Consider the following 25,382-nt stretch of genomic DNA (forward strand, 5'->3'; position numbering starts at 1 on the left):
TTAACAAACACTCCCAGGTTTCGAGCATTTGATCAAGTTGCTCCTTTGTCGCGCGTTCACGTAGTGTCTCCGTAAGGAGAATCGCGGATCACGAGAATCAATTATTTAACCTCAGTCGCCAATATTAATTACCAGCATTATTTCATAACCTGTCCTTGTGGAAGAATTCACCTTCGTTGATTAGCTCGATTCAAATGAGTATTCTATTGTTTAAAAAATAACAAGATTCCATGTGGATTATCTAAAAATACATCTTTATTAATATTGTGATTTTGCGACTTATCCTCTTGTAAATCTTGACTTGAAAGTGAGTACACATCAGTTGCAACAAGCTGATATCCTTGACTATTTAAATAACCAACTAATTTATCAGGCATTACATGAGATGCGCCGTAACTTGGTAACAAATTATGTTCAATTTTATCATGGTCTAAAATATTTAATTGCACAACACCTGTACGACAAAATATATCAAAATCAATCGGCTCGACTAAGCCACTTGTAGTAATTTCTATTGAATTTAATTCCATCACCAGTTGCTCTATACTCGCAAAATTCCGCGACCACGGGTTGCCCATTAAAAATAGCCGTATCGATATTGCCTCTGGCTGCATCTTCACGATATCAAGTAATGTTTTTGTAACCGCATTTGGTTGTAAGTAATCTAATACTCCATGAACTGAAACTAGCCGCAGGCTATTTGGAGTGTAAAGTTTTGTCAGTTCTAGTTCTGCTAGATTGCGATCGCAAAAATAATTTAACTGTAGGTTTGGGTATTGACTACGTAAAGCTAAAAACTTTTCTGGCGGATTAGTAGCAATGTCATAACAGTCGATTGTCGGAAGTTGATAGCGCGTTAAGTCAACTCCTTCAAAACCAAAAAAAACTTCACGTTCGGCAAAACCTGCACCCAAGATAGCTGCACTATCACCCTTACCTGAAAGAATCGCTTCCCAGGTAAGGGGATAAACATTGGGGGTAAGCTCCAAAAGTCTAGCTCGACTAATTTCTAAGATATTGCCACTGCCCTTGTTTTCTAGGAATCTTACTGCCATAAAACCTCGTTATATTATGAGACAACCTTGGGACGACTGATTAGGGTGATATCTTTACCTTCGCCTAAACGGTATACTTCTGTGCGATCGCCAACATCAATTTCAAAAAACCTATAGCTTGTAGTAAACCGCGCCCACGGTGCCAAAGGATTAATTTTTGGGAGATTGGTTGTTGCTTGGTAAGTAATTTCAAACCCCGCTCCCCCATCTTGCTTGAACATCCGCAAAAAACATTCGTAGTCTCTAGCGTGCCAAAAATCAGTCGTTCGGCGACGCACCACATCTTGTGAGTCAGAACTCATCGCCCGTGCTGCTGATGCGGACACGATTAATTGCAAATTGTCAGACATTCGCGTTAAAGCAAGTTTCTTGTCTGGGTTTGAGAATATTTCATCAACAATTGGTCTAAGCTCAGGGTGTAAACAAGTTTCGGCAATGTAAAACCCTGAATACTTGCTGATATCGTTCTCAAATTCCCGATCAACTAGTCTTTCGGAGTCACAACTAATTGACTTTCGTAAGCTTGCAAAAATCAAGTCTTCATATAACTTCTGCTGCGATGCTGGCGTTGCTGCAAGAATTTTGAATGCAGACCCACGCATCCCCTGAATTCCTATCAAAGCACAGGTACAATCGAGGGATGCCGCCCACATTGCTAGAAATTTTCGATAGTTGGTATTGGTATAAAGCATTAACGCTTCCTGGTAGTCAGGAGCTTTAATTTTGAGTAGATGCTTTACTGGGTTGGGTTTAATTTCCCATCCAGGCTTGCATAGTAAAGCCCATAACGCAGAAGAATCTTCAATGGCATCCATGCATTTATGCCCTCAGCAAATTAATGACAATTATTGGTCTGTCCGTTCTTGTCAAACCTCATGCGGGATATCAAATCCTTAAGATGGGCTGGATCTACACCAAACCTATGAGCAATGTCATACTCCTCATCTTCAGTTGGCGGTGCATTTAGTGTAAGTAAATGCTCCAAAAAAGGTTGCGACCCCCCTAAAGGCAAACCATCATCCGTAAAAGGTAATCTATGTTCGTGCATTGACTGCTCAAATACCGCAGGGCGGGTATTTTGTAGCCACGCTACAACCTCACCAGGTTTTGGCGGCTCTATCCCCAGTCGATCGCATTCTTCTAATAACTCGTTTGATAATTGCAATTCTACTGCGGAGACGCTGCGCGATGCTCCTTGAGGAGCCGCCAAAGGCGATTCTCCTGCGGAGAGGCTGCGCGATCGCTCCACCAAATCCTGCAACCACTCCTGTAGTTTTTCTGTCTCTGGCAGTTGCCAACCCAGCGTCCGACAAGCAGCTACAAACTCTTGTCCAATAACAGCTTCCCTATGCAAATTTTTCAGAAATGCAGCATACTCGTCTTCCGATAAGACATTAAGCTGCTGCTGAAAAAACTTTTGAATTTCTCGACTTAAGCGAAATATACGTGATGCCTGAAAATCATTGTCTTTCTTGATACCCTCAATATCACCCAAGCCAAGGGAGAGATTATCTACAAACCAAACCCCTACCTGGCCCACTTCTGGTACTGATAAACCCAAGGATTCGCACGCAAATATCAGTTCTATACCCAAAGAGGTATAACCAGAAAACATCTGCTCCAAACTACCCGGTTGAGGAACCGGCTTACCACTTTTTTGAGCTAGGTCAACTAAATCTAAACCCAAATCAACTAAACGCCTTAAAGCTTTCGCCAAAGTGCCACCCAATATCGGCAGTAAATCATCTACCTTTTGCCGCACACCGGGCGCAAGGGTAAAAGATACTCGGTCAGTATCCCCTCCAGAAAAGCGTTCGCGCTGATTTGACACACGTTTTTTGAACTTGGTTTATCGAGATTTCTCTTCAGTTTATAGAAACAACAGGGGTTTTAGTTACAAACCTTAAGTTTTATATCAAAACCTATATCGCTAGAACAAATAAACACCTCACTATCAATAAACCTTGTAATTTTAGTGATGCACTATCTTTCTTTAATGCATTACTAAATGTTAAATAATATTAAGTTAATGCATCACTAACTCCGCAAATCGGTAAACTTTACCTAAAAAGCACAAAAGAAGGGCTTGAGATAAATCGAGCTAACTCGGTAAAAATCGTGCAAGAGCTAACAAAGATGCAAAAGAACTACAAAATACTAGAAGTACTACCAAAACAAGGACTAGAACCAAGGCAATTTCTACGCCACTGTTTTGATATCGCCGAACTTAGTCCCAGAGAACTGCTCGAAGAAGAAACCGACTCACAATACCGCAAAAAATGTATCACTGTACTATGTGCAGTCTTAGGTGTACAAAGACCAACAGTTCGCAAGTGGGGAAGTGATCTCAATTTTGATGGGATACCCAACTACTCCAAAGTTTCACTTGCTTACATTCATACTGCCGAAATCGTGCCAAAGCAGCTAAAGAGCATCTTGAGAGGAGAATACAACGCACCGTTCGTAGATGCTCAAACGTTTCTAGAAAAAATACTCCTTGAAGGGTTAAGCGAACAACAAGTACTACAAACTGTCTCTCACGCCAATTTTCGCGCAACTTGTGTCAAAACTCTCACGCAAGTATTACATATTGGCACCAAGTCAGTCCAAGATTGGGGTCAGGATATGTCGTTTCACAAAATGCCCAAAATTCATAAGCACACCTTGGGCTACGCCTTGGCTGCTATCTCCAAATCGTCATCAAAAAACTTGCAGAAAGCAGCGTGACTTATTTAACTAGTCGAATTAGGAAACTTGGTCTTAGAGATTAAGACCGCGCATACAATATTATGACTACAACAACTTTTGCAAATAATTTATACGTCGAGCAGCATCAGGTAGACTCCAATCCTACCACTCACATAGAGCAAAGTACTCTAGAATACCTCCATACGGCTTTCCTACTCTATGAGTACAAGCAGACTTACACCAAAAAAGAATATCGCGCACTGTTACAAGAGTACGGCTGGGACAAAGGCAGTGGTGAGGAAAGGCGATCGCTCCGAATTGCCGAGAATTTTCAAGCATTTATCAGTTGCCCGGAACACTTAGCAGTTTTACCAATATCGCTACTACTTCGATTATGTTCTGTGAACTACAAAATCTTAATTGATGAATTGAGAGATATTCCTATTGGTGGATTGACTTGTGAATTAGTGTTAGAACTGATTGAGACAAGAAGATTATTTCTCAGAAGCACGAATCAAGAAAAAAAAGATGGCAACTGGCGAGCAACACAAGATGGAAGTAGATACTATACCTTCGGTAAAATCATGGAGGATGACCACCAAACAGGGGTGCTTACAGATAAATTAATAGAAGAGTTAGGATTGTCACCGCAGCGAATTGTCAGAATGGCGATCGCTGACTTATATTCCAAGCATCAAGCTGAGATAGCCAAGAATGAAATCGGCTCCTTTGGAGAGCTAATCCCTTGTGAACAATCCACTGACACCATAGAAGAATTGATTCCTGCCAACGATGAAAGTGTCGTCAACCCAACAAATCTTGAGGTAATGCAGCGAGAACTTGAAACCTTGTGGCAAAGGGATACAGAAGAATATGACTGCGAAGAATATTTGGAAGAACCTCAAGAGTCGGACATTGACTTTGAAGAAGATGAGATTGAGGCAGTAGAAAGTACATTGGTTGGGATGTTCGGTACAAATGAAGTCCCGGCAACTGATGCAGAAATCCTGGCAGATATATTGCGGAAAGCTTCAGATTATTCCTCAGTGCGCCGGGGGCTATGGCAATATCAACAAGCTAAAGAACAAGCTTGGAAACTCCTCTCGGATGCGGAAAGGAAATCTATATGGCAGATGCTTCCAGAGGCAATCAAAAAGCTTAGTAATGCCAAGAGTGAAGGGTTGATTGTCAACTTTTATGAGATGGAGTCAGGAGGAGTATATAAAGTCTTCACTACAGATTACCCACTAATAGAAGAAACAATTAGTAATAGTCGGTTAGACAGATGGTTGGCAGACTTGAAAGTTAGGCAGAACTCCGATTCTAATTGATATGTGTTTAAAGCCAAGTGCAATAAGTTAACATTAATTAATACTTTGAATCTCAATGAACTCAACAGCAGCAAACAAAAAAATAGCTGTTAGCCTATTCTCCGGGGTGGGTGGATTTGATTTGGGATTTAATGCAGCAGGATTTGAAATCGCGATCGCCATTGATAACAATCCCATCGCCCTAGCAACATACCAACATAATTTCCCTCATGCCACAGTCTTGTGCAAAGACATTCGGGAGGTGACGGGGGAAGAAATACGCGCCTGTATTCAGGCGAAGTATGGAGATTGGGACGGGGAAATTCATGCAGTTTTTGGTGGGCCACCATGCCAAGGATTTAGCGTTGCCGGACTGCAAAATGTTAAAGATGAGAGAAACGGGTTGGTAGGGGAGTTTGTTCGGCTGGTGTTGGAACTCAATCCCCTTGCGGCAATCATGGAGAATGTGCCGGGGATTGAGAATCAGAAGTTTGGCAGCATTACTGCTAACCTCCAAGCAGTGCTAGAAGAACATTATTTTCTCTCAAAGTGGAACCTCACTGCTTCAGATTATGGAGTTCCGCAAGCTAGAAAAAGGGTGTTTTTTGTTGCATCTAAGTTTGGAGAAATTATACCGCCGGAGCATCAACCTCAACATACAGTTAGAGATGCGATCGCGGACTTGTTGCCAGTCCCCCTACTCCCCAAGCAAAACACTCAAGAATGGCATCCAGATTGGGTGAAGGGAGAATATGCCAAGTATCTTGAGAAAATATTCCCAAATCTTGGTATAGTAACCAACATTGGAACGGGATTCGCAGCGACAACACACGCACCAGAAGTAATTCAGCAATTCATCAACACTCCTCCAGGTGCAAGGGAAGCTAAATCCAAATCAAAAAAGCTGCAATGGGATGGATTCTGCGTGACGTTAAGAGCGGGGAGTGGCAACCGCACTGCATTACGTCCTCTCCATCCAGAACAGCCACGAGTTATATCTGTAAGAGAAGCTGCTCGTTTGCACAGTTACCCCGATTGGTTTAATTTCAGCGAGCTTTTGAGCGGCTAAAGCATTATGTTCAACAACAACCAGAAGGTAGTGCCATCCTTTTATCTTTTCCTGAGAATCAATTGATAGACGTTTCGTTTTTAGATGAAACGATTATTCGACTACAGGAAGATATGAGTCAAGGGCAGTGTCCTAGTAGCACTCTTCTACTTCAAGGATTGACACCGGATACAATTGCCAACTTAGGAGCAGCTATTGAGTTTCGACATCTCAAGCTAGCTTTTCTCGCAATTGAACCCAACGGACAGTGGGAGTGTGTTGGGCAACTAGAGTTAAGTTTACGAGAAACGCTCAATTTGCTCTCAATACATGGCAGTTTGACTGCACCTAAACTTTCAGAACTGCTCAAATTAGCTGTCAACTCAGCGAGCAATCGCCTCAAACGTCTCTATGACCTTCACCTTGCTCGACGAGACTATGAGGTAACAAATAAGGGGTTGCAATACACTTACTACTTCTGGAAATGGACAGAGTAACAGCCTGTGTAGTGCGGGTAAATGTTGTTCAAAACTGCTGCTGTTCAATAAAAACAGTACACCAGAAGTACTAATAAGTTTTGAACTTGCAAATTAAAACTCAATCTCATTAATTCAGCCAATGCACAAAGTCATCTTTTACCCAGTACAAAATGGCGACACAAGCCAAATCATTCTGAGCAATGGTAAACGCCTATTGTTTGATTACCGTCACCTAAAAATTGGCGAGTACGAGGATGAACCCGCTATTAACCTCAAAAATCATCTAACAATTGAACTAGCAAATGCAAAGCTAGATTATTACGATGTCTTGGCTCTCACCCACGGGGATAATGATCACATTTCAAACAGTACTGAATTCTTTGAATTACGGCACGCTGCCAAATACCAAGGCAACGGACGAATCAAAATAAATGAGTTATGGGTTCCAGCAGCTATATTACTCGATACCAACACAATTGGGCAACGGGGAGCAGAATTTGTCATTTGGCGACGAGAGGCACAACATCGCCTTCTCGAAGGCAAGGGTATCCGTGTTTTTTCTAAGCCAGAAATGCTCAAAAGTTGGCTTGCGGAAAAAGGGCTGACACTTGAGTCGCGTCGGCACCTTATCACCGATGCTGGGCAAACGGTTCCCGGTTTTTCACTTGCGAGTGACGGAGTTGAGTTCTTTTGCCATTCCCCATTTATTAAACACGTTGATGAGGGTGACGACTTACGCAATGATGCATCACTTATTTTCCAAGTTCGCTTTGAAGTTGCAGGTGTCCAAACTAACTATCTGGCTGTAGGAGACTCAACCTGCGACGTACTAGAAGACATTGTACGCACCACTAAATGGCATAACAACGAAGATCGACTGAAATGGAATCTGTTCAACATTCCTCATCATTGTAGCCATCATGCGCTTAATTCAGAAAAAGGAGATACGGAGACAATTCCTGTTCCTTTAGTGAAAGAACTTCTTCTGTATGGCCAGCGAGAAGCTTATCTGGTCAGTTCAAGTAAACCGATAAACAATAATAGAGAAGCCTATGAACAGAAACAACCACCTCATATTCAGGCCAAAAATTGCTACAAAAGGTATTTGGATCGGATTGGTGGACGAAGATTTATAGTGACTATGGAGGAGCCAAACCTTCAAAAACCCCAACCTTTGGAGTTCCAAATTACTAGTGGAGGAGTAAATTTGAATCCTTCTACAAGCTATGGAGTTAATATCATTGTATCTTCTCCAGCACCGAGGGCAGGTTAGATGTCAGATGAATACATCGATTTTGGTGAGCCTATTGCCCAACTCACTGAAGCTGCTTTGACAATCCCGATCTCACGCAGCATATTCAGGGCTTGCCTTACACACAAATTCTTTGAGCTTATAGAGCTAAGATGCATTGTTCGAGAAGAACAACGAATTGCGGAAATGCTCGTTGTTGATTGCACTAATGATAGTGTTCCAACTAGAAATGAAATTGGTATCCTCTATCAAGAGCGAATTGGGTTAATCTTCTATTCTGAAGAGACCAAAATGCTTGAAGTGCGAGCATTACGACAAAATTTTCCTGCAACGCCGCACCAGAATTATGTAAATAAGGGTGAACCTGCTTCACTGTGTCTGTATTTTGAACCGTGGCAAGTAATTGAGCGTTCCTGGACTCCTCAAAGCCATTTAAATCGAGTACTTTGGTGGCTTGCTGAAACTGCGAAAGGTACACTGCACCATGAAGACCAGCCCGTTGAACAGTTTTACTTCCGCAGCCCTTTTGAAATTATTTTGCCACCGGATTTTGATGAAAAAATCCAACAAAATGACCTTTTTCTAACCGTAAAACGAGTAGAAGATAGAGTTCTTTTGGGATACTTTTTGCAGACCTCTCAAGAAAAAAATGTCCAACTAGGGTTAACATGCATAGTTCTTGCCCTTCAGCCAGTAACTCACGGTGCTGTTGAACACTTTCCATATGATTTAGGAACTCTTGACGGACAATTTGCAGCACGGGGAGCAACTCTGTTTAATCTACTTTGTGCGGAGATCGAGCGCATCGTGGGCTGGGAAGGAGTTTCTAAAATAGCTGACAGTCAGACACTCCTCATCCTTCAAATACCCATTCAACGAAATGACAGCACTAATGTAGAGCGGAGCGAGTATAAAGCCTTTTACATCAATGTTAATCTTGGGCAATTGGGTGAAGCATGTGGCGTATTAACTGATGGCAGGGATGGTAAATATTACAAAATACCTTCATTAGTTGAGATTGCAAGTTCGTCTGACGCTTGGCGCTCTATTGATGTTGGCCCGCTCGAAGTTACATTCTCTTTAACTATTGCATCTGCACGACAAGCTTCGGGCATTACTACAGATACTGCTGAATTCTCTGGTGTGCTTGCAGGTGTTGGGGCATTAGGTAGTGTTCTTGCCGATATATGGTATCGCGAGGCATGGGGAACATGGACATTTGTTGACCCTGATTACATCAAACCACACAATTTAGCCCGACACACTACTAAACATTTTCAGGTTGGTCAGTTCAAAGCAAATGCCGTAAAACAGATGGTGGAAGAAATCTATTTTCATGGCTATGCAAAGGCTTTCGCCATTGTTGACAATGTAACTAACTGGTCAAATGTTCAGTTGAAAACATCTGTTGAGACAGCAGACATAGTGGTCGATGCAACAACGACACTTGCAGTACCGCGCGAATTGGCGATCGCTCAACTCAAACGAGCTGCATCAGTTTTCCTAACTCCTTCCGGATATGGATCTGTCTTACTTCTTGAAGATTCACAACGCGATATCCGAGTAGATGTACTAGAAGCCCAATATTACGGAGCAATATTGAATAATACTTGGGGTGAGCAACATCTTAATGGGCATCAAGGACACCTCTGGGTTGGTGCAGGATGTCGTGATGTATCGAAAGTAATACCGACAGATTTACTTCAGGTTCACGCTGCAACCCTCGCAAGACAAATCAGGCTTAGACAGGGGCAATCTGATGCTGTAATTCTGGTATGGCACGTTGAGCCACAACTAGGAGTTATCAGTGCCGACAAAGTATCTGTTGCAGCACCTTTAGCTATTTCAGTTGATTACTGGAAAATAATTTGGAACGTTAATTTACGGGAGAAGGTTAGGCAGTTTCGGTCAGCTAATCTCCCAAACGAGACTGGTGGTGTTCTGCTTGGCTACGTGGATCAAAAGTTACAAACAATTTTTGTTGTCGATGTCCTTCCTGCTCCCACAGACAGCATAGCCGATCCAAGTGGATTTACACGCGGAGTTCAAAAATTAGAAGAACAAATTAACTCTGCACAGACAAGGACAGCCAATATTGTGTCTTATATTGGTGAATGGCATTCGCACCCACCAGAAATTTCGACAAAGCCAAGCAGTGACGACATCAAACTTTTAGTCTATCTTGTTGAGATACTCAAACATGAAGGACTTCCAGCGCTCATGCTCATTGTTGGTGACAACCAAGAAACTTGGTCAATAGGAAAGGAGTATAATTGCTGAACCATTCAAACTAAATATGCTAGTTTCTCCTATATCCTAATTAATTGAATATTGCTTTTTCTAGGAACCTGTCGAGTCAAATAGCAACAGTGTTAATGCCTCATAATTTTAATAAAGATTAAGCAAGTTACTTTAAGAAATTAGGTTTGTGGAGCAAAATATTTGGGTTTCAAGAGTAAAATAACGTAGGAACAAATACATGGTATTAGATTTTATAGAAAAAAATTTTGATGATTATAATCGCAAAGCTCGGTTAACGCCTGCATTGCTTGCGGGATTACCAATTGCATTAGTTGCTCTTGCAGTATTTCCAGATCAAGTTTGGTCTTGGGGAGGAGTAATTAGTTTGCTAACTTGGTTTGGGGTGCTAAGGTTATTAGCACAATTTGCCCGTGATATGGGCAAAGCTAAAGAAGAGGAATTGTATAATACTTGGGGTGGTAAGCCTACAACATGTTTGCTACGACATCGCAATGTTCAAAACAAAGTAGAGTTAGCTCGTTTGCATAGCAAACTGCATAATTTAACAGGGCAAACTTTGCCAAGCCAAAGTGAAGAATTAGCAGAGCCGGAACTAGCAGATCAAGTTTATGATACCTGTGTTCGGTTTTTGATAGCTAAGACACGCGATCACAGCAAGTTTTCCTTGTTATATGAAGAAAACTGCAATTATGGTTTTCGACGAAATTTATTAGGAATAAAAATCATTGGAATAATTACTTCATCCTTGGGTGCGCTTTTGCTTGGAGTTCAGTGCGCCTTTAGTATGGGATTATTTAGTATTTTTGTAGAATTTCAAACAGATAAACAAATCTTAATACAGAAAAGCTTCCATTTATCCAATAGCCCTTCTACTACACTCACTTACCTAGCAATAGATATAATTTTACTTATTGCTTGGCTTTTATGGATAAATTCTAATTGGGTAAAGAGTGCAGCTGATGTATACGCTGCTAGACTATTTGAATCTTGTGAGAATCTACCCTAATCTCTCCTAAGTAAGTGGGTCAAATTAAATATCAAACCTCACCCTGCCTCCAACTTCCCTCTCTTTACTAAAAATAGGGATTGAGGGTGAGGTTTGATCTTATGTTTAATTACGCCTACCTACTTAAAACTCAAACAACACTGTGATTTTACTGTATTAAAATGTTTAAAAATTATGTACTTTCCCCTTAATTATTCGACTTGATGCGTAAATCGTGAAAGTGAGAATTGGTTAATCTTGTACTGTTAGCAACGTCAAGTCAAATTTTTAGAAGCTGCTGGTTATAAATTATACTCTATCTGTACTTTTATAAAAAAACTCCATGCATAAGTTAAATTTTTTACTTAAATTATCTTTCGTTACGATGTTATCGGCAATGTTTCTGTGCCAACAACCAGCTTATGCTTGGAATAAGGCTGGACATATGGTTTCAGGAGCGATCGCCTACAGTGAACTCAAGCAAAGCAATCAGCAGACGATTGATAGAATTGTTGCCATTTTGAGAGAACATCCTGAATTTTCTAAGTTTGAACAGCAGTGGAATTCTCTAAAAAAATCTAGTATTCCTTCTCAAAATGAAAATTTGTATTTATTTATGTGGGCTGCACGATGGCCTGATGATGCTCGTGATAATCAAAAATTTAATCATCAAACGTGGCACTACATCAACTTTCCTTACGACCCTGGCAGTTCTTCAAATTCAATTCCAACTGAGGAAGCAGGCGAAGAAAATATTCTTTATGCTTTTAAAAAAAATATTAGTATTGTTCAAAATAATACCAGTAATAGTCAAAAAGCAGTTGCAATATGCTGGCTATTTCATCTAGTAGGAGATGTGCATCAACCATTGCATACTACTAAATTAATAACTAGTCAATATCCTGAAGGTGACAGTGGTGGAAACCTTTTCTACATTCTAGTCAATCAAGACAGCCAAACAATAAGTTTACACAAGTTTTGGGATGATCTAGTTCTTGGCTCGGAAAACTTTCAAACAGTTCGTAACACTGCAATAAGGCTAAGAAATTCTTATCAACGTCGTAGAATGCCAGAATTAAGGGAAACTCAATTTGATAATTGGGCAAAAGTAGAAAGTTTTAATCTAGCTAAGCAACAAGCATATCTAAATGGAAGACTGTCTGGTAGCATTGACAAAAGTGAGGGAAAGCTTTTACCAGTAAATTATGCTGTGAGTAGCAAATCAATTGCAGAACGTCGGATGAGTCTAGCGGGCTATCGTTTAGCTGATTTGCTTAATAAGTTATTCGCAGAACATTAAAGCTGATTCCAACTGCTAGAAAACACCCCTGGCGATTTGTTGGAAGTGTGATGAAGGAAGCTGCCTAAGCGCGATCGCATCTGATTGTTGCTTGGTGTTGCTGGCTCTTCAATACCCGTGAAATCAAACTTATTTGGCTGAAAGGGTGACAAAGGAGATAGATGAAGAGATGGATTCTGATGAAGACTAGTTTTCCAAGCCAGAAGTCGAATTTGGTTCAAAGACAGATATGCCTAGCAAGCGTGAGATTGCAGAGATTTGTACTGACCTGAGGCGGAGCAAGCTAGGTAGAGTTACTTATAATAAGTTATATGAAAGATTCGATGAACCTGAGCAGAACTGGCTGAAAATTCTAACTTTTGCTCTATCGGAGTATGCATATTATTATTCAAGCGTTGAAGAAAAATTTTGGTATGGTTTTTGTCAAAGGTTAAAACTTTCGTGTAATCAAAGTTTAGAGAAGACACTACGTCGGATCGTTGGTGAAGGGTTTGACCTACTTGGTCTTGTCAAAGCTAAAGGAGGGTATCCCTATGTATCAACCTTATGGCTGCAAAGTGGTATTCCTCAACAAAACCTCAATCATTTTGCCCACTTAGTTCAGGAATTCTCAAATGAATATGGATGGTGGGAAATTGCCCATAGCTCATGTGAAGATATTTCTGAAGAACTGTTTGATTTTTGTCAAGAAAAGCATCCTCAATGGACTACTCTAATTCATTTTCTTAAATCTAGTTGCCCGCAGAAAGAAAACGAGGAAGTTGAACCAATATCCGGGCAGTTACTTAAAGGTATTGCTATTATTGCTGTTGAACTTGAACGTCAAGGAACATTACCTGAAACGCTGAAAGATGACAATGAGCGCGAAAAGCTGTTGAGAAACTATTACTTACCAAACAATTTTTTCTTGAGGGACTGGAACAGTTTAATTCAGGTTTTAACTCCTAAACAGCGTCGTTTTGGTAATAGCCGTAAAATAATTAGTCGTCGCCAAAAGCCTCTATCACTGGTTTTAGATGTTACTGAATCATTGAATATGCAGCTAGTGCTGCCAGAACAAAGCCTTTGGAAGAAAGGTTGGGAAGGCTTAAGTGGTACTTTCTGCCAAATTCCAGCAGCACATTGGGAAGGTACTATTCCCAATAATCCAGGATTAATGATTCCCGAACAAGTTGTAAATATCAAAAGTGGGGCTGAACTATGGGAATGGCAACTCTTAGATCATCGAAAAAATTGCTTAAATGAGTGGAAGCTTGAGGGTGTAGCCAGAAATCTGCCTTGTCTAATATTCGATGCTGGGACAGGCGAACACTTAAATTTAGACTCTGCTAATCCTAGCATTATGGGAGCCAAAGAAATTATTTTCTTTACTCCTAAAGGCATTTGTCTAGACTTTGGTAATGGTATTGAAATTGTAGATACTTGTGTACCATCTAGTATTAGAGGCTGGCAAGGTAAACAGCTGACACTGACAACGAAAGAATCATCAATTGTCTTCATAGCTTTCTCCGATGAAGAGATTAATACATTCCCAACGATTAGCTGGAAAGTTTCTTCTGAGGAACAACCAAGCTTAAGAGGACTGAAGCTCAAGGGTAAAAAATCTGTTTATCTAGAAATTCCCACGTTCTGGTATCCGCCTATTGAGGGACAAATATTCTTAAATGTTTCTATCGAAAATATCACCCATCAAACAACAATTATTACTACAACTGAAATAATACAACCAAGCGATAAATGGCAAGCAATTCCTCTCGATAAATGGATTATTGAACCAGGGAAATATGAAGCCCGCTTTTGGAATCAATTTCATCGCTGGTCATATAAGTTTGAAACTCAGTCAAACTATCAGATGGCTAGCAAGCCAGAGATTAAAAATTTACTAATTAGTAGCAGTTCGCAACGACAGGTAGAAAACTTACCTATTCATAGTAGTTATGCTGATACTTTTTGGGCAGAAGAAATTAAAATAAAAGGTCTTTTACCTCTAGAAATTATCAGTTTATCTTTATATGATAGGCAGGAAACTGTATCTTCTCAGTGTCAAGCAGATTTATTGGGTAATTTATACATAAACTTGGCATCTTTCTATAATTTATTATCTCCTGATTCTAATTGGTATGCTTTAGATTTCCAGAGGATAGGTGGGGAAACACAACGTTTAATAGAAATGGAAGTTGCTTCCCTGGTAATTAGCTGCACTTGGGATAATCAAGCAGTTCAAATATCTGGTTTATTCCCTAACGAACTTTATTCTCTTTCATGCTGGAATTTACTCTTACCTGAAAATTCGCCAGTAGAAATTAAAATTTTCCCAGTTTCGTCAAATGAAGATAAAATTAATGTTCCGTTAAAATTGCAACCTGGAATTTATAATATTCAGATATTAGGCTCACGTAAACTACGACATAACCTTGGTTGGTGGTGTGGTAGTAATCAAAATGATTTACCGGATGAAACTTTAGAAAATGAAGATTTGGCAGATTACTGCTACACCATTCTAGATAATGAATCTGTTAGTGATTTTGTGAAATCTGCCAATAAATATGACTATGACCCCTATTTATTACAAACAGCTATTGATAGCCTGAAAAATTTACCCTGCTATCTTCCAGAATGGTTGCAGATTAATTCTCTTACAGAGAAACTCCAAGCTATTGTTGAAAATCTAAAAGTCAAGTTGAAAAGTCCGGCAAGTACGCAAAAAGTAACAATATCAAAAGGAGCGGATACTGTTCATGTAGCAGCTATTCAAGAAAATTGGTTATTAATAAGTTTAACAAACCCTAAAAAACGTAATTTTGTTTTTAAACAAATAGAAATAAACATTGAAAAGAATCATCGGCAGAAAGGAAATTTAAGTATTCATCTTCCTAAACAACCTGTTTACAATGATATTCTAGTATTGAAATACAAGAATATAAATAATATTAACAGCTATATACCTCTAGAATACATTCAACAAACTCAGCCTTTAACCTCCAACGAGGCTCAAAAAATATTAATATCATAAAATCATGTTTGCCGAAAAAATTACTCGACTACTCAGTAATCACCGTAATTCCGATAATCGAACAATCCCACAGCCTTTAACAAAGCATCAGATTATTTCGCTGCTAGTTTCAAGTCTTTCTCCCAACGAATCTCAAGAAAACCTAACAGATACAATTCAAAATACTCTAAATGAATTGCAAGCAGAAGGTGAAATATTAGCAGGAACCCGAAACCATTACTGCATTGCTCCTCCGATGGTTTTAGCCCAGAATAAAGAAGATTTAACAAGTTTGCTATTTCGGGGCGATCGCGCTTATTTGACTCTGGCTCATCAAGTCCTAGAAAGTCAACAAAACCCTCCAAATCCTTTAGTGTTACGACCTAAAAGTAATCAATTTCATAGGATTAAAAACCGTCTTCATCAAGTTGGTATTCGTTTGCTAGCTATTTCAGATAGCATTGAAAATTTCCCAATCCCAAGAAAACCTTTGAAATCGGAGTTGCGTTCAACTTGGACAGAAGACCCTTTTTCTATCAAAAATTGGCAAAATGGAAGCTATATTCAGCGATACGTACCCTGTAATGAAGCGCAGAAAGAACGTTGGCGCAATCCGAGCCGCGAAAGTATCAAAAACGAAGATATATTGCACTTACCCACAGGTGAATATCTCTGGTTTGAAGACCAAAATTTTTATGAATTAGAGCCAGATTTAGCTATTTTAGCCATGTTCTACCAGGACAAACAAATGGGATGTCCTTTAAAAATAATTTGGGATGAACCTCCAGGAAAGTTAAATTTGCAAGGTGTCTATCTTCCCAGTACCTATGCACGGTGGTTATGGCATATTTCTGAGCCTGGAGAAGAATACAGAACTCGAAATTTTCAATCAAAAAACTGGCCACTTGTAAAAGAAGCATTTAAACGTTTAGGAGCTAAATTAGTATGACTAAATATCTAGATCCAATCGCAGCAGTTGAACAACCCCGTGCAGACTTTATTCGCTATTTACTTACAGCTTACCCCCTATGTGACCCCCATCTCCGCTACGGTTTTAAGCAATTATTAGAGCAACCTGGAAACCTTTGGCAACATCCTTACCTCGAAGGTTCCCAGCCGTATAAATCAAGTCTTAGTATCAATGATTTGGTCGAACAAGGGGTTTTACACCCTGATATGGCAACACTATTTATACCTAGTAGCCGTCGGTTGTACGAACATCAAGAAAAAGCTATCCGCGCAGTTGTGGAACAACAGCAAAATATAGTCGTTGCGACTGGTACAGGTTCGGGAAAAACTGAGTGTTTCCTGACACCCATGCTCGATATGCTGCTGAAAGAAGGAGATAATTTATCGATCGCTGGAGTGCGGGTGCTAATTTTATACCCGATGAACGCTCTGGTAAATGACCAAGTTAAACGTCTGCGGCAATTATTATGTCGCCAAAAGACGACAACCAAAACTAAATTTGGATTCTACACCAGTCGCACCGAAAAGGACAGAGGTAAAGCAATAGAGTCATTAAGAGAAGAATTTGCAGCTTACGATCCAGAAGAACTGCGGCAATTATTTACCTCGGCTGAAATAGAATCTATAAAAGATGAGGAATTAATTGATAAAGCTATTGAAAAAACTAGCCAAGTGCAATTACTCTCAAGAGAAGAAATGTGGGAAGCACCACCCCATATTTTAATTACCAACTACTCCATGCTGGAGCATATGTTGATTCGACCCAAGGAGCGAGAAAAAATTTTTGAGGCTTCAGTAAATACTTTCAAAATGTTAGTAGTAGATGAAGCTCACACCTATGATGGTGCTAAGGGTAGTGAAGTTTCCATGCTGTTGGAGCGTTTTAAAGCTTCCGTAGGTGTGGAACAAAAAGGTAAAATTCGCTGCATTGCTACCAGTGCCAGCTTAGGAGATGCTTCGGTTGATGATAAAGTTATCGCATTTGCAGGAGAGTTTTTTGGTGAAACTTTTAGTCAAGTAATTCGCGGTCAGCGTCTCAATGCCAAAGACCGATTAGGCAAACCTTATACCCTACCTGCTGCACTTACTAATGAAGAAATTATACAATATTTAAGTATTATTGAATTACCACAACAAGGTTCTCCAATTAGTTCTTGGTTTGACCCACTGAGCGCTATTGTACCCGAACAACAACTAAATTTAGCTGAGTCGCAAGCTGATAGCGATATCCACAAATTCCTCTGGTTTGCTCTTAAGGGACATCCCTTAATACATAGACTGATTAACATACTTTGTCGGGAACCTAAACCTTGGGAAGAAATAGTTCGCTCTACAGAATTATGGGGTGTAAATCTGCCAATTAAATTAGATGGTAGCGTTGATGATACAGATGCAGAAGTTGCACTAGCTCATTTGCTGCAAATAGGTACTCTCGCTCGTGCAAATCCAGATGATTTACCTTTACTTCCTGTGAGATTGCATCTTTTATTTCGCAGTTTAGAGGGACTTTATGCCTGTATTAATCCCAAATGTTCGGGAGCAGCGCACGACCCAATTTATTCAGACCGTGAAGTACGGTATGGGCAACTTTATTTGAATGAGAAAAAAACCTGTGAATGCTGTGGTTCCCCTGTATTAGAATTGGGTAGTTGTTCTCAATGCGGTCAGGGTTATGTATTTACTCAACGTCAAGATTCGGGAGAACTAGAATCTCTACCCAGATCAATTCAAGCATTAAAGGAGAATACCAAGATTTACACTTTGACTTCTGGCAATTTAGACAGTGTAACAGAAGAAGAGGAAATGGGTGAAGATGAAGAGGAACAAGAATCAACAATACTAAAAACTTTTAAATTTGAACTTCAGAAGCATGGCTGGATTGGTAAACTTTCAGATGAAGCGTTTACAAACAAAGTAACACCAGAAAATGAATTTCTTTTAGCATGGCATCGCAAAAAAAATGACGGAGATGAAGGCGGTTGTTATTTAAGCAGATGTGCTGCTTGTGGTGCTGGAACTGGGCGCACTACTCTAGCAATTAATCGATTTGTGACTTATACAGATGGCCCATTAGAGGCGATGCTTGATAGTCTCTTTGAACTACTACCAGAAACAGAAAAGACTGATAAAAACTCTTCAAAGCGGAAAATACTTACCTTTTCAGATGGTCGTCAAGATGCAGCCTTTTTTGCCTCTGACTATCAACGTACTCATACCGAAATGCTATACCGACAGATGCTTTGGCAAGCATTTAATCAGATAAAAAATGCTGAAGGTATTACATCTGTTAATCAATTAATTAACCAACTGAAAGCAGAATTTTTAGAATTTTATATTCCTCACCCTGACCGAAAATCTGATGTAAATTATAAAAGCTACCGTCCTAACGATCCAGAAGAGGAACCTAAAGATAGAAAAAATAAAATAGATGCGGAAGATTTAGCTCAGAAACGAGCTAAGGAAATATTAGTTAAGGAATTTGCTCTTTATTTTAACCGTCGTTTAACCTTAGAAGCATTTGCATTGTTAACTTGTCATATAGAGTTGGAGAACCATTTAATAGAGTCAGTTGCTGGTAAATTTGAAATCAGCAATGATGAGGCGCAGATTTTGTTGACAGTTATTACTGACATCATCCGTCGCACAGGAATTGTTAGCATTGAAGGCTCATCCAGCTACTTTCAAGAAACCGGAGGCGATGGTCGCCGTCCTGAAATGATAGATGCTCAGGGTAAGTCTAAAAATTACCTATTTTTAGAAAAGTCAGATGATGAAACGAAAAAATATAAAGACTCTCCCTCTTTTATGCCTTGGAAACAAGGAAAGGTGAGAAAACCACCAAATCGTTTGGGTTGGTACTTCTTACAAATATTTGGCGAAGAGGAACTTCCTAGTAAAGAAGATTTTATATGGCTTTTCCGGCAACTTCAAGACTTTGGCTTACTTGTTTCAGCTAAAAAAGGATTTCAACTCAACTGGGGACTGTTAAATATTTTTGAAACGCGGCTAGATTGGTATAAATGTAATTGCTGCCAGCAGATTTTTCATGTTCCAAGTTTATCAAAAATCACTCTTGGAAAACTTAGCGTTCAAAGATGTTCGGCTTATAAATGTGGTGGTACTCTTGAGTCTTACACACCTGAAAAAATTGAACAAACCTCTGCCGAACATTACCAGCAGTATTTAATTAAACAACGCTTACCCTTGCCACTGCGATCGCAAGAACATACAGCACAGCTAGGTGTTGCTGAACTAGAAAAACGGGAAAACCGTTTTCGCCAAGGTCGCATCAATATGCTCAGTTGTTCGACAACCTTAGAAATGGGTGTAGATATTGGTGAGTTGCAAGCGGTGGTTCTTCGCAATTTTCCTCCCCATGTTAGCAACTACCAGCAACGAGCCGGACGCGCTGGACGACGCACAGATGGTGTAGCTATTACTTTAATGTACGGTCAACGCCGTCCCCACGACCGCTTTTATTTTGAGCAACCAAAAGAGTTAATTGCTGGTAGCAATCAAATTCCCAAGCTTGATTCTGCTAACTTCCAAATACAGCAGCGTCACATTCATGCTGAGTTACTAGCTGCATTTTTACGAGAAAACTGGAATCTCAGTGCAGAAGAAATAAAAATAGCAGAGTTTTTGGATTTACCACTAGAAAATCCTGCTTCCTCTGAAAATTTCACTCCTGCTGCTGAAGCCAAGATTTGTAAGTTACAACAATGGCTAAATAGCGATGAAGCAGCACAGCTAGCTGTGCAGTGGCTAACTCGGTTAGGTAGCTTTGAAAGTCAAGCAGCTATAGTTCTGAAAGGCTTTAAAGATGGGATTGAAGATTTTCAAGAGCAGCAACTTCAAGATTGGAATAGTTTAGCGGAAGATATGCTTGAACTACGAAACCGCATTACCGACCCATCTGAAACAAAAAATTTAGAGAAAATAGCCAGACTTATTGCTGGGACAAAGCGCGAACTTGATAAAATTGGCTCTCGTCGCCTACACAACGAACTAGCGCAAGCCAGTATCCTACCAATTTATGGTTTTCCTATTGACGTAGTTCGCCTTTTGACCGGGGAAAGCAATGAGTATAATTCGGCACAAGGAAAACATCGACTAGAACGCGATCGCCGACTTGCTCTTGGTGAATATGCTCCAGACCAAGAAATAATAGTAGATGACCGAATGTACAAAAGTGTTGGCATTCTCAAACCAACAGAATTAGAACAAAAATTTTATTGGGTTTGTCAAAATTGTAATCATTTTTTAGATGCTAATACGGGAGATGAACTAGTAGAATCCTGTCCCGTCTGTGGCGATGAGCCATCTTCACCTGCTGCTAAAAAAATGAAACTTTACAAGGTTCCCAAAGCATTTACAACTGATTGGGAAAAGCTTCCAGAAGTCACCCCCTATATCAAACCGCAGCGTCAACCAGTATCTCAGATTTTCTTAATAAATGATGGGGATTTATCAGAAACCTTACCACCACAATTGGGTTTGTATACTCTTACTGTTAGCAAAGGTGGAAATTTCTTTTTAGCTAATCAAGGTTCCTATGGTAAAGACAAAGGGTTTGATAGAAAAGGATTTGCAATTTGTACTACCTGTGGACGCGATTTGAGCGATTTATTACCCAAAGGAGAACCGAAAAAAAGCCGAGGTAAAAAAGGAGCCAATAAAAACTCTGCAACTAGCCAACAATCATCGCAAATTTCTCATACTCATCCCAGAACAGGAAAACCATGTTCTGGCCGCTATACATTGATGCATTTGGGACATGAATTTTGTAGCGATTTACTAAAAATTGTCTTTGACTCCAAAACTGAACCCACACCCCTGTTCGGCGAAGACGGAGAACGCGAAGATGACGGCGAAATTTTTACCAATACAAAAAATCGCAACCGAGGTTTAGAATTTTGGCGTTCTCTCACCTATGCATTGTTAGCAGCAGCAGCCCAAGTAATTGACGTACCGCGTACAGAATTAGATGGGCTGTTTACGCCTCGTTCGGACAAACGCGCTAACATTATTATTTATGACAATGTGCCTGGAGGGGCAGGATACAGCCGTCGCGTTGCCGAACGCTTTGATGAAGTTTTAAAGACAGCATTAAAAATAGTTTCATCATGCAACTGTGCAACTAGTTGTTATGACTGTTTGCAAACTTACTCAAATCAGCCATTTCACAACCAATTTAACCGTCATTTAGTGGCAGATTTTCTTAGACCGATAGTTGAGCAAGTGAGTCCAGATGAAGAATTACAAAAATTTGCTCCCAACTCTAACAGAATAAGTTTGTCTCTCATCGCAGATATCTTACCAGCAATTTGCCGAGCAGCTGCACCAGATACTTTAATTTATTTGCCCAAACTAACTGATGAGTTTGGTTTAAATAAAGGTTCAAATTTGCCTTGGTTAAATCTGCTTACAGATGCAGTTTACTCTATGAGAGCGATTAATAAACCAGTTGAATTAATAGTAAACCATTTGCCAGACCCCAATGCACTTTCAGATGCTTCTTTAGACCAACGAAATCACCTTAAGGTTTGGCGAAAACGCTTACAACAGTTGATAGACCAAGGTTTAGTAAAACTTTATCAGACTTGTGCTGAACATTTTCCTGAAAATTTACATCAGGATGTCCCAACTCTCTGTTTCAATAGCAACCAAAGTAATCGTATTGTACTGTCATTGCAGCAATTCTCAAATAATGAACCACCAACATGGTTTCAAACCCGAAGCCTAGAAGGTGTTAAAACAGTTTTTAGTCGGTTAGAAAAATTACGCCAGGAAGCAAGACTTGTTCAAGCATCTGAGTTAGAAGATATAAACACTACCGTAATCTTCTTAAACCCTTCTGAGAAGGAATGGCGCGGCGACTTCAGCATGTCAGAACTTAGAAATAAACTGAGATTAGAGGCTGCTTTATCTGGAAGCGAGGTGACGAAGATTATCTACCGCGATCGCTATCTGAGGGAAGAAGGGGCTTCCATTTTAGTTGAATTATTAAAATGGGGTAGATTTGATACTCAATCTCATGTCGAAATTCTCACAACTGAAGATAAGGATGTTAAGAATGCTAAGAACGCTTTTACCATAGAGAAAGAGCTTAAAAAAATATTTGTTCAACTCCAACCGAATGAAAATAATTTGTTGGTTCGAGTTAAACGCTCAGTTGATTTCAAACAATGGAGTCACCTTATTCCTCACGGTCGCGTTCTGGAAATCTACCGACAAGACGGACTGCATTATCAAGTGATTTTTGACATCGGGATGACCTTTTTAGCAAGAGAGCGCGGAAAATATCGTGTTAAATTTACTACTTATGTAGTAGTTGAGAAAACCATTTAAAATTTGAGGATGGTGAAGAATGTGTCGGAATTTCCTTCGCCATCAACCTCTACTTCGGGTTCGAGTAGTAACTGCCGCAAGTTGTTTAGACGTTGCCAGTCAACTGCAACAACTTTAGACATCAATTAAAAATATAATCTTTAAGCGTTCGCTTCTTCTCACCAGAAGAATAATTGAGAATGTATCGCTAAGATGCAGAAACCACCCATGCCGAAAAACTGGATTATTAAAGTAGACAACTATTTCCATGCAAACCCCAATTGCATCATCGCCACCGCCCATGTGGACGGCTTCCCGACAGACCTACCCCTAGAACCCAACATCCGAGAACCTAACCGCAAAAGTGCGACATACCGACAAATCTTTGACTCTGTGACGACCGAACCTGTAAAATTCTTCTCTCGTCACAGTGGAATCGTTCTGTCAGCCAATAAAGTTAAGCCTAGCAAAAACAAAACCGAACTGGAACTAGAAGTTTTAGAAGCTAACGAGGGGGGTAGCGATGGCATTATCAATGGAGGTCACACAGTTTTAGCTTTTGAAAGTGCTAAAAATTACAAATATGACCTAACCCAAGCCAGAGTCAAAGTTACCATCCACATTGGCCTCCAGGAAGAGGAGGCTAAAGATATAGCCCTCGCTTCAAATACCACATCGCCAGTAGATTCTCGCTCCAAAGTGAACGCCAGGGGAGATTACAAATTTATCAAGCAGTATTTAGCCCAGTTAGAAAGAGCAGAAGATAGAAAATTTAGAATAGCCTATTACCAAAACCAAAGCGGCGCTCCTAGAAATGCTCAGTGTAATGTTAACCACTTGTTCAAGCTTCTAAACTGCCTCGACAGAAATAGATACAATCCCGACGGCAATAAACGAAGCAAGCACCCTACAGGTACGAACACCCCTAGTCAAATCACAGACACTGAGAGAGAAAGATTAACTCTTTTATTGCCTCTACTTCCCAAAGCTCTGTGGATAGAGCAAAGACTGTACGAAATCATCCAAGAACATATCAGCAACCCCAGAAGAAAGGGTGTCAACGATTTAGCATCAATCGATACACGCAAAAGTACCCTTCTCCCCGACAGCAAGTACTCGTTTGGGTTTGGTGCGCCAACTGACCTCGCACTACCCATAATTGCATCCTATCGGGTATTCCTAGACCAAGACTATAACTGGATTATCATGTTTGACGAATTCGCCGAAAACTTTCTCCAACACCTGTGGGTTAACTATTACCGTAAATACTTGATATCGGAGAAAACAGCAGGAAATACAGTGGGGACTAAAATTTGTCGCAACTCAGAAATTTGGGAAAGTCTGTACATTTCGGCCCAAAGTTATCTCAATCAGCATTTGGTGAAAATTGTCAATTCCGCCAAGCGTGAAGAATTAACGCTCACACAAGGCTAAAATCTCCACTAAATAAATAATTACAGCCAGCAGATTTCAAGTCAGGTGAACTACACCAAGTGTTCTGCGGCGGGGACACCCGGTGCTTGAAAGCATGGAAGAAAGGCGCAGGCGAATTTATTCTCTACGAGACGCTGCGCGTTAAGCGTAGCTATGCCGCAGGCTTTACGCCGTCCCCATTCTTCAATTCCCATGCTTAAGTTAACGGTAGTTCAGCACCGGAGTCTTCCCCAAAAAGCCAATCGCCATCACTGTTTGAATTTACCTCGCCATCCACTTGAAGATTTAAGGAAGGCACCAACTGTTCAATTTGGCTTTCAAGCCGGGAGAGCGCCAACGTCAAAGAAGCAAGTTGCTCCCTATCCTTCTTAATTTCATTTGAAATCCCCACCCGCAATTGATTTACCCTTTCCTGGAGGGTATGCACTTCCGTTTTGGTCGCAGAAGGGATACTCACCTTCTCTGACAACGCGGCGATTTGAGCTTTCAAAGCTTCAATTTCGGCAGCAGTTGCACTATCAGGACTCTCTTCAGAGAGTGCATTTCTAATACAAGAGAGCACAAACTCTTTAAAAGTTAAGCGCAAATCCTCAGCACGCTGCTTGGCCTGCTTCACCAACTCCCGGTCTTCTTCTGACAGAAGTTTTATATTTATCTGCGGATATTCCACCAATCCCTCGCGCTTTTGTTGTGGAGAAGTGATTTCTAACCAGTTCTTTAACCATTTGCTTTGAGTTCTAATATTTACTTACTCCCCCTACCTCTTTATCTCCCACTACCATCATCGCATACGGGATATCCGCGTATATACGATATAGATGATTCTAGATGGGTAATTTGATCGTGTCTGGGAAACAACTATCATAAAGATACCGGGAATTATAGTTCTCGGCATCATAATCATCAGTGGAGTTTATAGAATTTCATTATGGAAAATTTACCTGTATTAAGCGTGGAATCACTTGCAGTGGAAATGGTGACTCTACCGCTTGATGAAGCCCGGGTTGCGCTTGTGGATTATTATTTTCCCAACCGCCAGAGAATTAATTCGACGGAGCAGCTAATTGAGCTATGGGTACATTCTGTCACTATTAAAAGCGACCAAACGCGACGGGCATATCGGCAAATTGGTTATGAGCTTGTTGATTATATGCAGTCGCGGTTTGGGATATCTGATTTGAGAATGGTAACGTTATTCCATCTACACGCAAATCTTGCTTGGCTGAAAGATGAAAAGCCAGTACGGGGACAGAAAAATACTTATGGGCTTAGTAAAAA

At 40.2% G+C, this 25,382-nt stretch carries 18 protein-coding genes and 1 pseudogene; 13 read left to right on the forward strand and 6 right to left on the reverse strand.

Translation table 11 applies throughout. From position 1 onward, the window contains the following. Positions 1–203: 203 nt before the first annotated feature. Genes V7K49_RS08660 through V7K49_RS08670 form a run of 3 tightly spaced genes read right to left on the reverse strand, consistent with a single transcriptional unit; the run spans position 204 to position 2,886 of the window. Entirely contained in the window at positions 204–1,055 is an 852-nt protein-coding gene (locus V7K49_RS08660; protein WP_335205226.1) for a hypothetical protein, read from the reverse strand. Positions 1,056–1,069: 14 nt separating this feature from the next. After that, positions 1,070–1,870 (reverse strand): hypothetical protein, encoded by an 801-nt coding sequence (locus V7K49_RS08665; protein WP_335205227.1) that lies wholly within the window; start codon positions 1,868–1,870, stop codon positions 1,070–1,072. 20 nt (positions 1,871–1,890) lie between these two features. Continuing rightward, positions 1,891–2,886 carry a hypothetical protein gene (locus V7K49_RS08670; protein ID WP_335205228.1) on the reverse strand — a complete coding sequence of 332 codons (996 nt, stop codon included), beginning with the start codon at positions 2,884–2,886 and terminating at the stop codon, positions 1,891–1,893. 305 nt (positions 2,887–3,191) lie between these two features. Here V7K49_RS08670 and V7K49_RS08675 point away from each other — a divergent pair, with 305 nt between their 5' ends. From V7K49_RS08675 to V7K49_RS08710, 8 genes are all read left to right on the forward strand, one after another. Continuing rightward, a complete protein-coding gene (locus tag V7K49_RS08675; RefSeq protein ID WP_335205229.1) occupies positions 3,192–3,782 on the forward strand; it encodes a hypothetical protein in 591 nt (196 codons plus the stop codon). Positions 3,783–3,844: 62 nt separating this feature from the next. Then, positions 3,845–5,074: a hypothetical protein gene (locus tag V7K49_RS08680; protein ID WP_335205230.1), complete on the forward strand. Its 1,230-nt coding sequence runs from the start codon at positions 3,845–3,847 to the stop codon at positions 5,072–5,074. A gap of 55 nt (positions 5,075–5,129) precedes the next feature. Next, positions 5,130–6,122, forward strand: coding sequence for a DNA cytosine methyltransferase (locus tag V7K49_RS08685; protein WP_335205231.1), 993 nt, complete (start codon positions 5,130–5,132; stop codon positions 6,120–6,122). A gap of 62 nt (positions 6,123–6,184) precedes the next feature. After that, positions 6,185–6,598: a hypothetical protein gene (locus V7K49_RS08690; protein WP_335205232.1), complete on the forward strand. Its 414-nt coding sequence runs from the start codon at positions 6,185–6,187 to the stop codon at positions 6,596–6,598. 121 nt (positions 6,599–6,719) lie between these two features. Further along, positions 6,720–7,853, forward strand: coding sequence for a hypothetical protein (locus V7K49_RS08695; RefSeq protein WP_335205233.1), 1,134 nt, complete (start codon positions 6,720–6,722; stop codon positions 7,851–7,853). After that, entirely contained in the window at positions 7,854–10,112 is a 2,259-nt protein-coding gene (locus V7K49_RS08700; protein WP_335205234.1) for a ThiF family adenylyltransferase, read from the forward strand. Between the two features lie 199 nt (positions 10,113–10,311). Continuing rightward, the gene (locus tag V7K49_RS08705; RefSeq protein WP_335205235.1) at positions 10,312–11,100 is read left to right on the forward strand and encodes a hypothetical protein; all 789 of its coding nucleotides are present in this window, start codon (positions 10,312–10,314) and stop codon (positions 11,098–11,100) included. Positions 11,101–11,422: 322 nt separating this feature from the next. Next, a complete protein-coding gene (locus V7K49_RS08710; protein ID WP_335205236.1) occupies positions 11,423–12,379 on the forward strand; it encodes a S1/P1 nuclease in 957 nt (318 codons plus the stop codon). Here the strand turns inward: V7K49_RS08710 and V7K49_RS08715 are convergent. Beyond that, positions 12,376–12,600 carry a hypothetical protein gene (locus V7K49_RS08715; RefSeq protein WP_335205237.1) on the reverse strand — a complete coding sequence of 75 codons (225 nt, stop codon included), beginning with the start codon at positions 12,598–12,600 and terminating at the stop codon, positions 12,376–12,378. The genes V7K49_RS08710 and V7K49_RS08715 overlap by 4 nt on opposite strands. An 8-nt stretch (positions 12,601–12,608) precedes the next feature. Between V7K49_RS08715 and V7K49_RS08720 the strand changes: the two genes are divergently transcribed. Genes V7K49_RS08720 through V7K49_RS08730 form a run of 3 tightly spaced genes read left to right on the forward strand, consistent with a single transcriptional unit; the run spans position 12,609 to position 22,691 of the window. Beyond that, positions 12,609–15,392: a hypothetical protein gene (locus V7K49_RS08720; RefSeq protein WP_335205238.1), complete on the forward strand. Its 2,784-nt coding sequence runs from the start codon at positions 12,609–12,611 to the stop codon at positions 15,390–15,392. Positions 15,393–15,396: 4 nt separating this feature from the next. Beyond that, positions 15,397–16,320 carry a hypothetical protein gene (locus V7K49_RS08725; RefSeq protein WP_335205239.1) on the forward strand — a complete coding sequence of 308 codons (924 nt, stop codon included), beginning with the start codon at positions 15,397–15,399 and terminating at the stop codon, positions 16,318–16,320. Beyond that, a complete protein-coding gene (locus V7K49_RS08730) occupies positions 16,317–22,691 on the forward strand; it encodes a DEAD/DEAH box helicase (protein WP_335205240.1) in 6,375 nt (2,124 codons plus the stop codon). The genes V7K49_RS08725 and V7K49_RS08730 overlap by 4 nt, the downstream gene beginning before the upstream one ends. Here V7K49_RS08730 and V7K49_RS08735 read toward each other — a convergent pair. Next, positions 22,688–22,813: a hypothetical protein gene (locus V7K49_RS08735; protein ID WP_335205241.1), complete on the reverse strand. Its 126-nt coding sequence runs from the start codon at positions 22,811–22,813 to the stop codon at positions 22,688–22,690. The two genes, V7K49_RS08730 and V7K49_RS08735, sit on opposite strands and share 4 nt — an antisense overlap. A gap of 85 nt (positions 22,814–22,898) precedes the next feature. Between V7K49_RS08735 and V7K49_RS08740 the strand changes: the two genes are divergently transcribed. Next, on the forward strand, positions 22,899–24,104 hold the full coding sequence (locus V7K49_RS08740; RefSeq protein ID WP_335205242.1) for an AIPR family protein: 1,206 nt from the start codon (positions 22,899–22,901) through the stop codon (positions 24,102–24,104). A 196-nt stretch (positions 24,105–24,300) separates the two neighbouring features. Here V7K49_RS08740 and V7K49_RS08745 read toward each other — a convergent pair whose 3' ends face one another. Beyond that, a complete protein-coding gene (locus tag V7K49_RS08745; RefSeq protein ID WP_335205243.1) occupies positions 24,301–24,774 on the reverse strand; it encodes a hypothetical protein in 474 nt (157 codons plus the stop codon). Positions 24,775–25,032: 258 nt separating this feature from the next. On the opposite strand from V7K49_RS08745, the pseudogene V7K49_RS08750 reads away from it, so the two are divergent. After that, positions 25,033–25,382, forward strand: a pseudogene (locus V7K49_RS08750) (tyrosine-type recombinase/integrase); the annotation flags it as partial.

It is taken from the genome of Nostoc sp., assembly GCF_036919675.1.
GTDB lineage: Bacteria > Cyanobacteriota > Cyanobacteriia > Cyanobacteriales > Nostocaceae > Nostoc.

Coding starts and splice junctions, on each gene's coding strand:
- V7K49_RS08710 (WP_335205236.1), top strand. CDS start 11,423: ATGCATAAGTTAAATTTTTTACTTAAATTATCTTTCGTTACGATGTTA.
- V7K49_RS08740 (WP_335205242.1), top strand. CDS start 22,899: ATGCCGAAAAACTGGATTATTAAAGTAGACAACTATTTCCATGCAAAC.
- V7K49_RS08725 (WP_335205239.1), top strand. CDS start 15,397: ATGTTTGCCGAAAAAATTACTCGACTACTCAGTAATCACCGTAATTCC.
- V7K49_RS08705 (WP_335205235.1), top strand. CDS start 10,312: ATGGTATTAGATTTTATAGAAAAAAATTTTGATGATTATAATCGCAAA.
- V7K49_RS08730 (WP_335205240.1), top strand. CDS start 16,317: ATGACTAAATATCTAGATCCAATCGCAGCAGTTGAACAACCCCGTGCA.
- V7K49_RS08665 (WP_335205227.1), bottom strand. CDS start 1,870: ATGGATGCCATTGAAGATTCTTCTGCGTTATGGGCTTTACTATGCAAG.
- V7K49_RS08695 (WP_335205233.1), top strand. CDS start 6,720: ATGCACAAAGTCATCTTTTACCCAGTACAAAATGGCGACACAAGCCAA.
- V7K49_RS08675 (WP_335205229.1), top strand. CDS start 3,192: ATGCAAAAGAACTACAAAATACTAGAAGTACTACCAAAACAAGGACTA.
- V7K49_RS08700 (WP_335205234.1), top strand. CDS start 7,854: ATGTCAGATGAATACATCGATTTTGGTGAGCCTATTGCCCAACTCACT.
- V7K49_RS08660 (WP_335205226.1), bottom strand. CDS start 1,055: ATGGCAGTAAGATTCCTAGAAAACAAGGGCAGTGGCAATATCTTAGAA.
- V7K49_RS08720 (WP_335205238.1), top strand. CDS start 12,609: ATGCCTAGCAAGCGTGAGATTGCAGAGATTTGTACTGACCTGAGGCGG.
- V7K49_RS08685 (WP_335205231.1), top strand. CDS start 5,130: ATGAACTCAACAGCAGCAAACAAAAAAATAGCTGTTAGCCTATTCTCC.
- V7K49_RS08735 (WP_335205241.1), bottom strand. CDS start 22,813: ATGTCTAAAGTTGTTGCAGTTGACTGGCAACGTCTAAACAACTTGCGG.
- V7K49_RS08680 (WP_335205230.1), top strand. CDS start 3,845: ATGACTACAACAACTTTTGCAAATAATTTATACGTCGAGCAGCATCAG.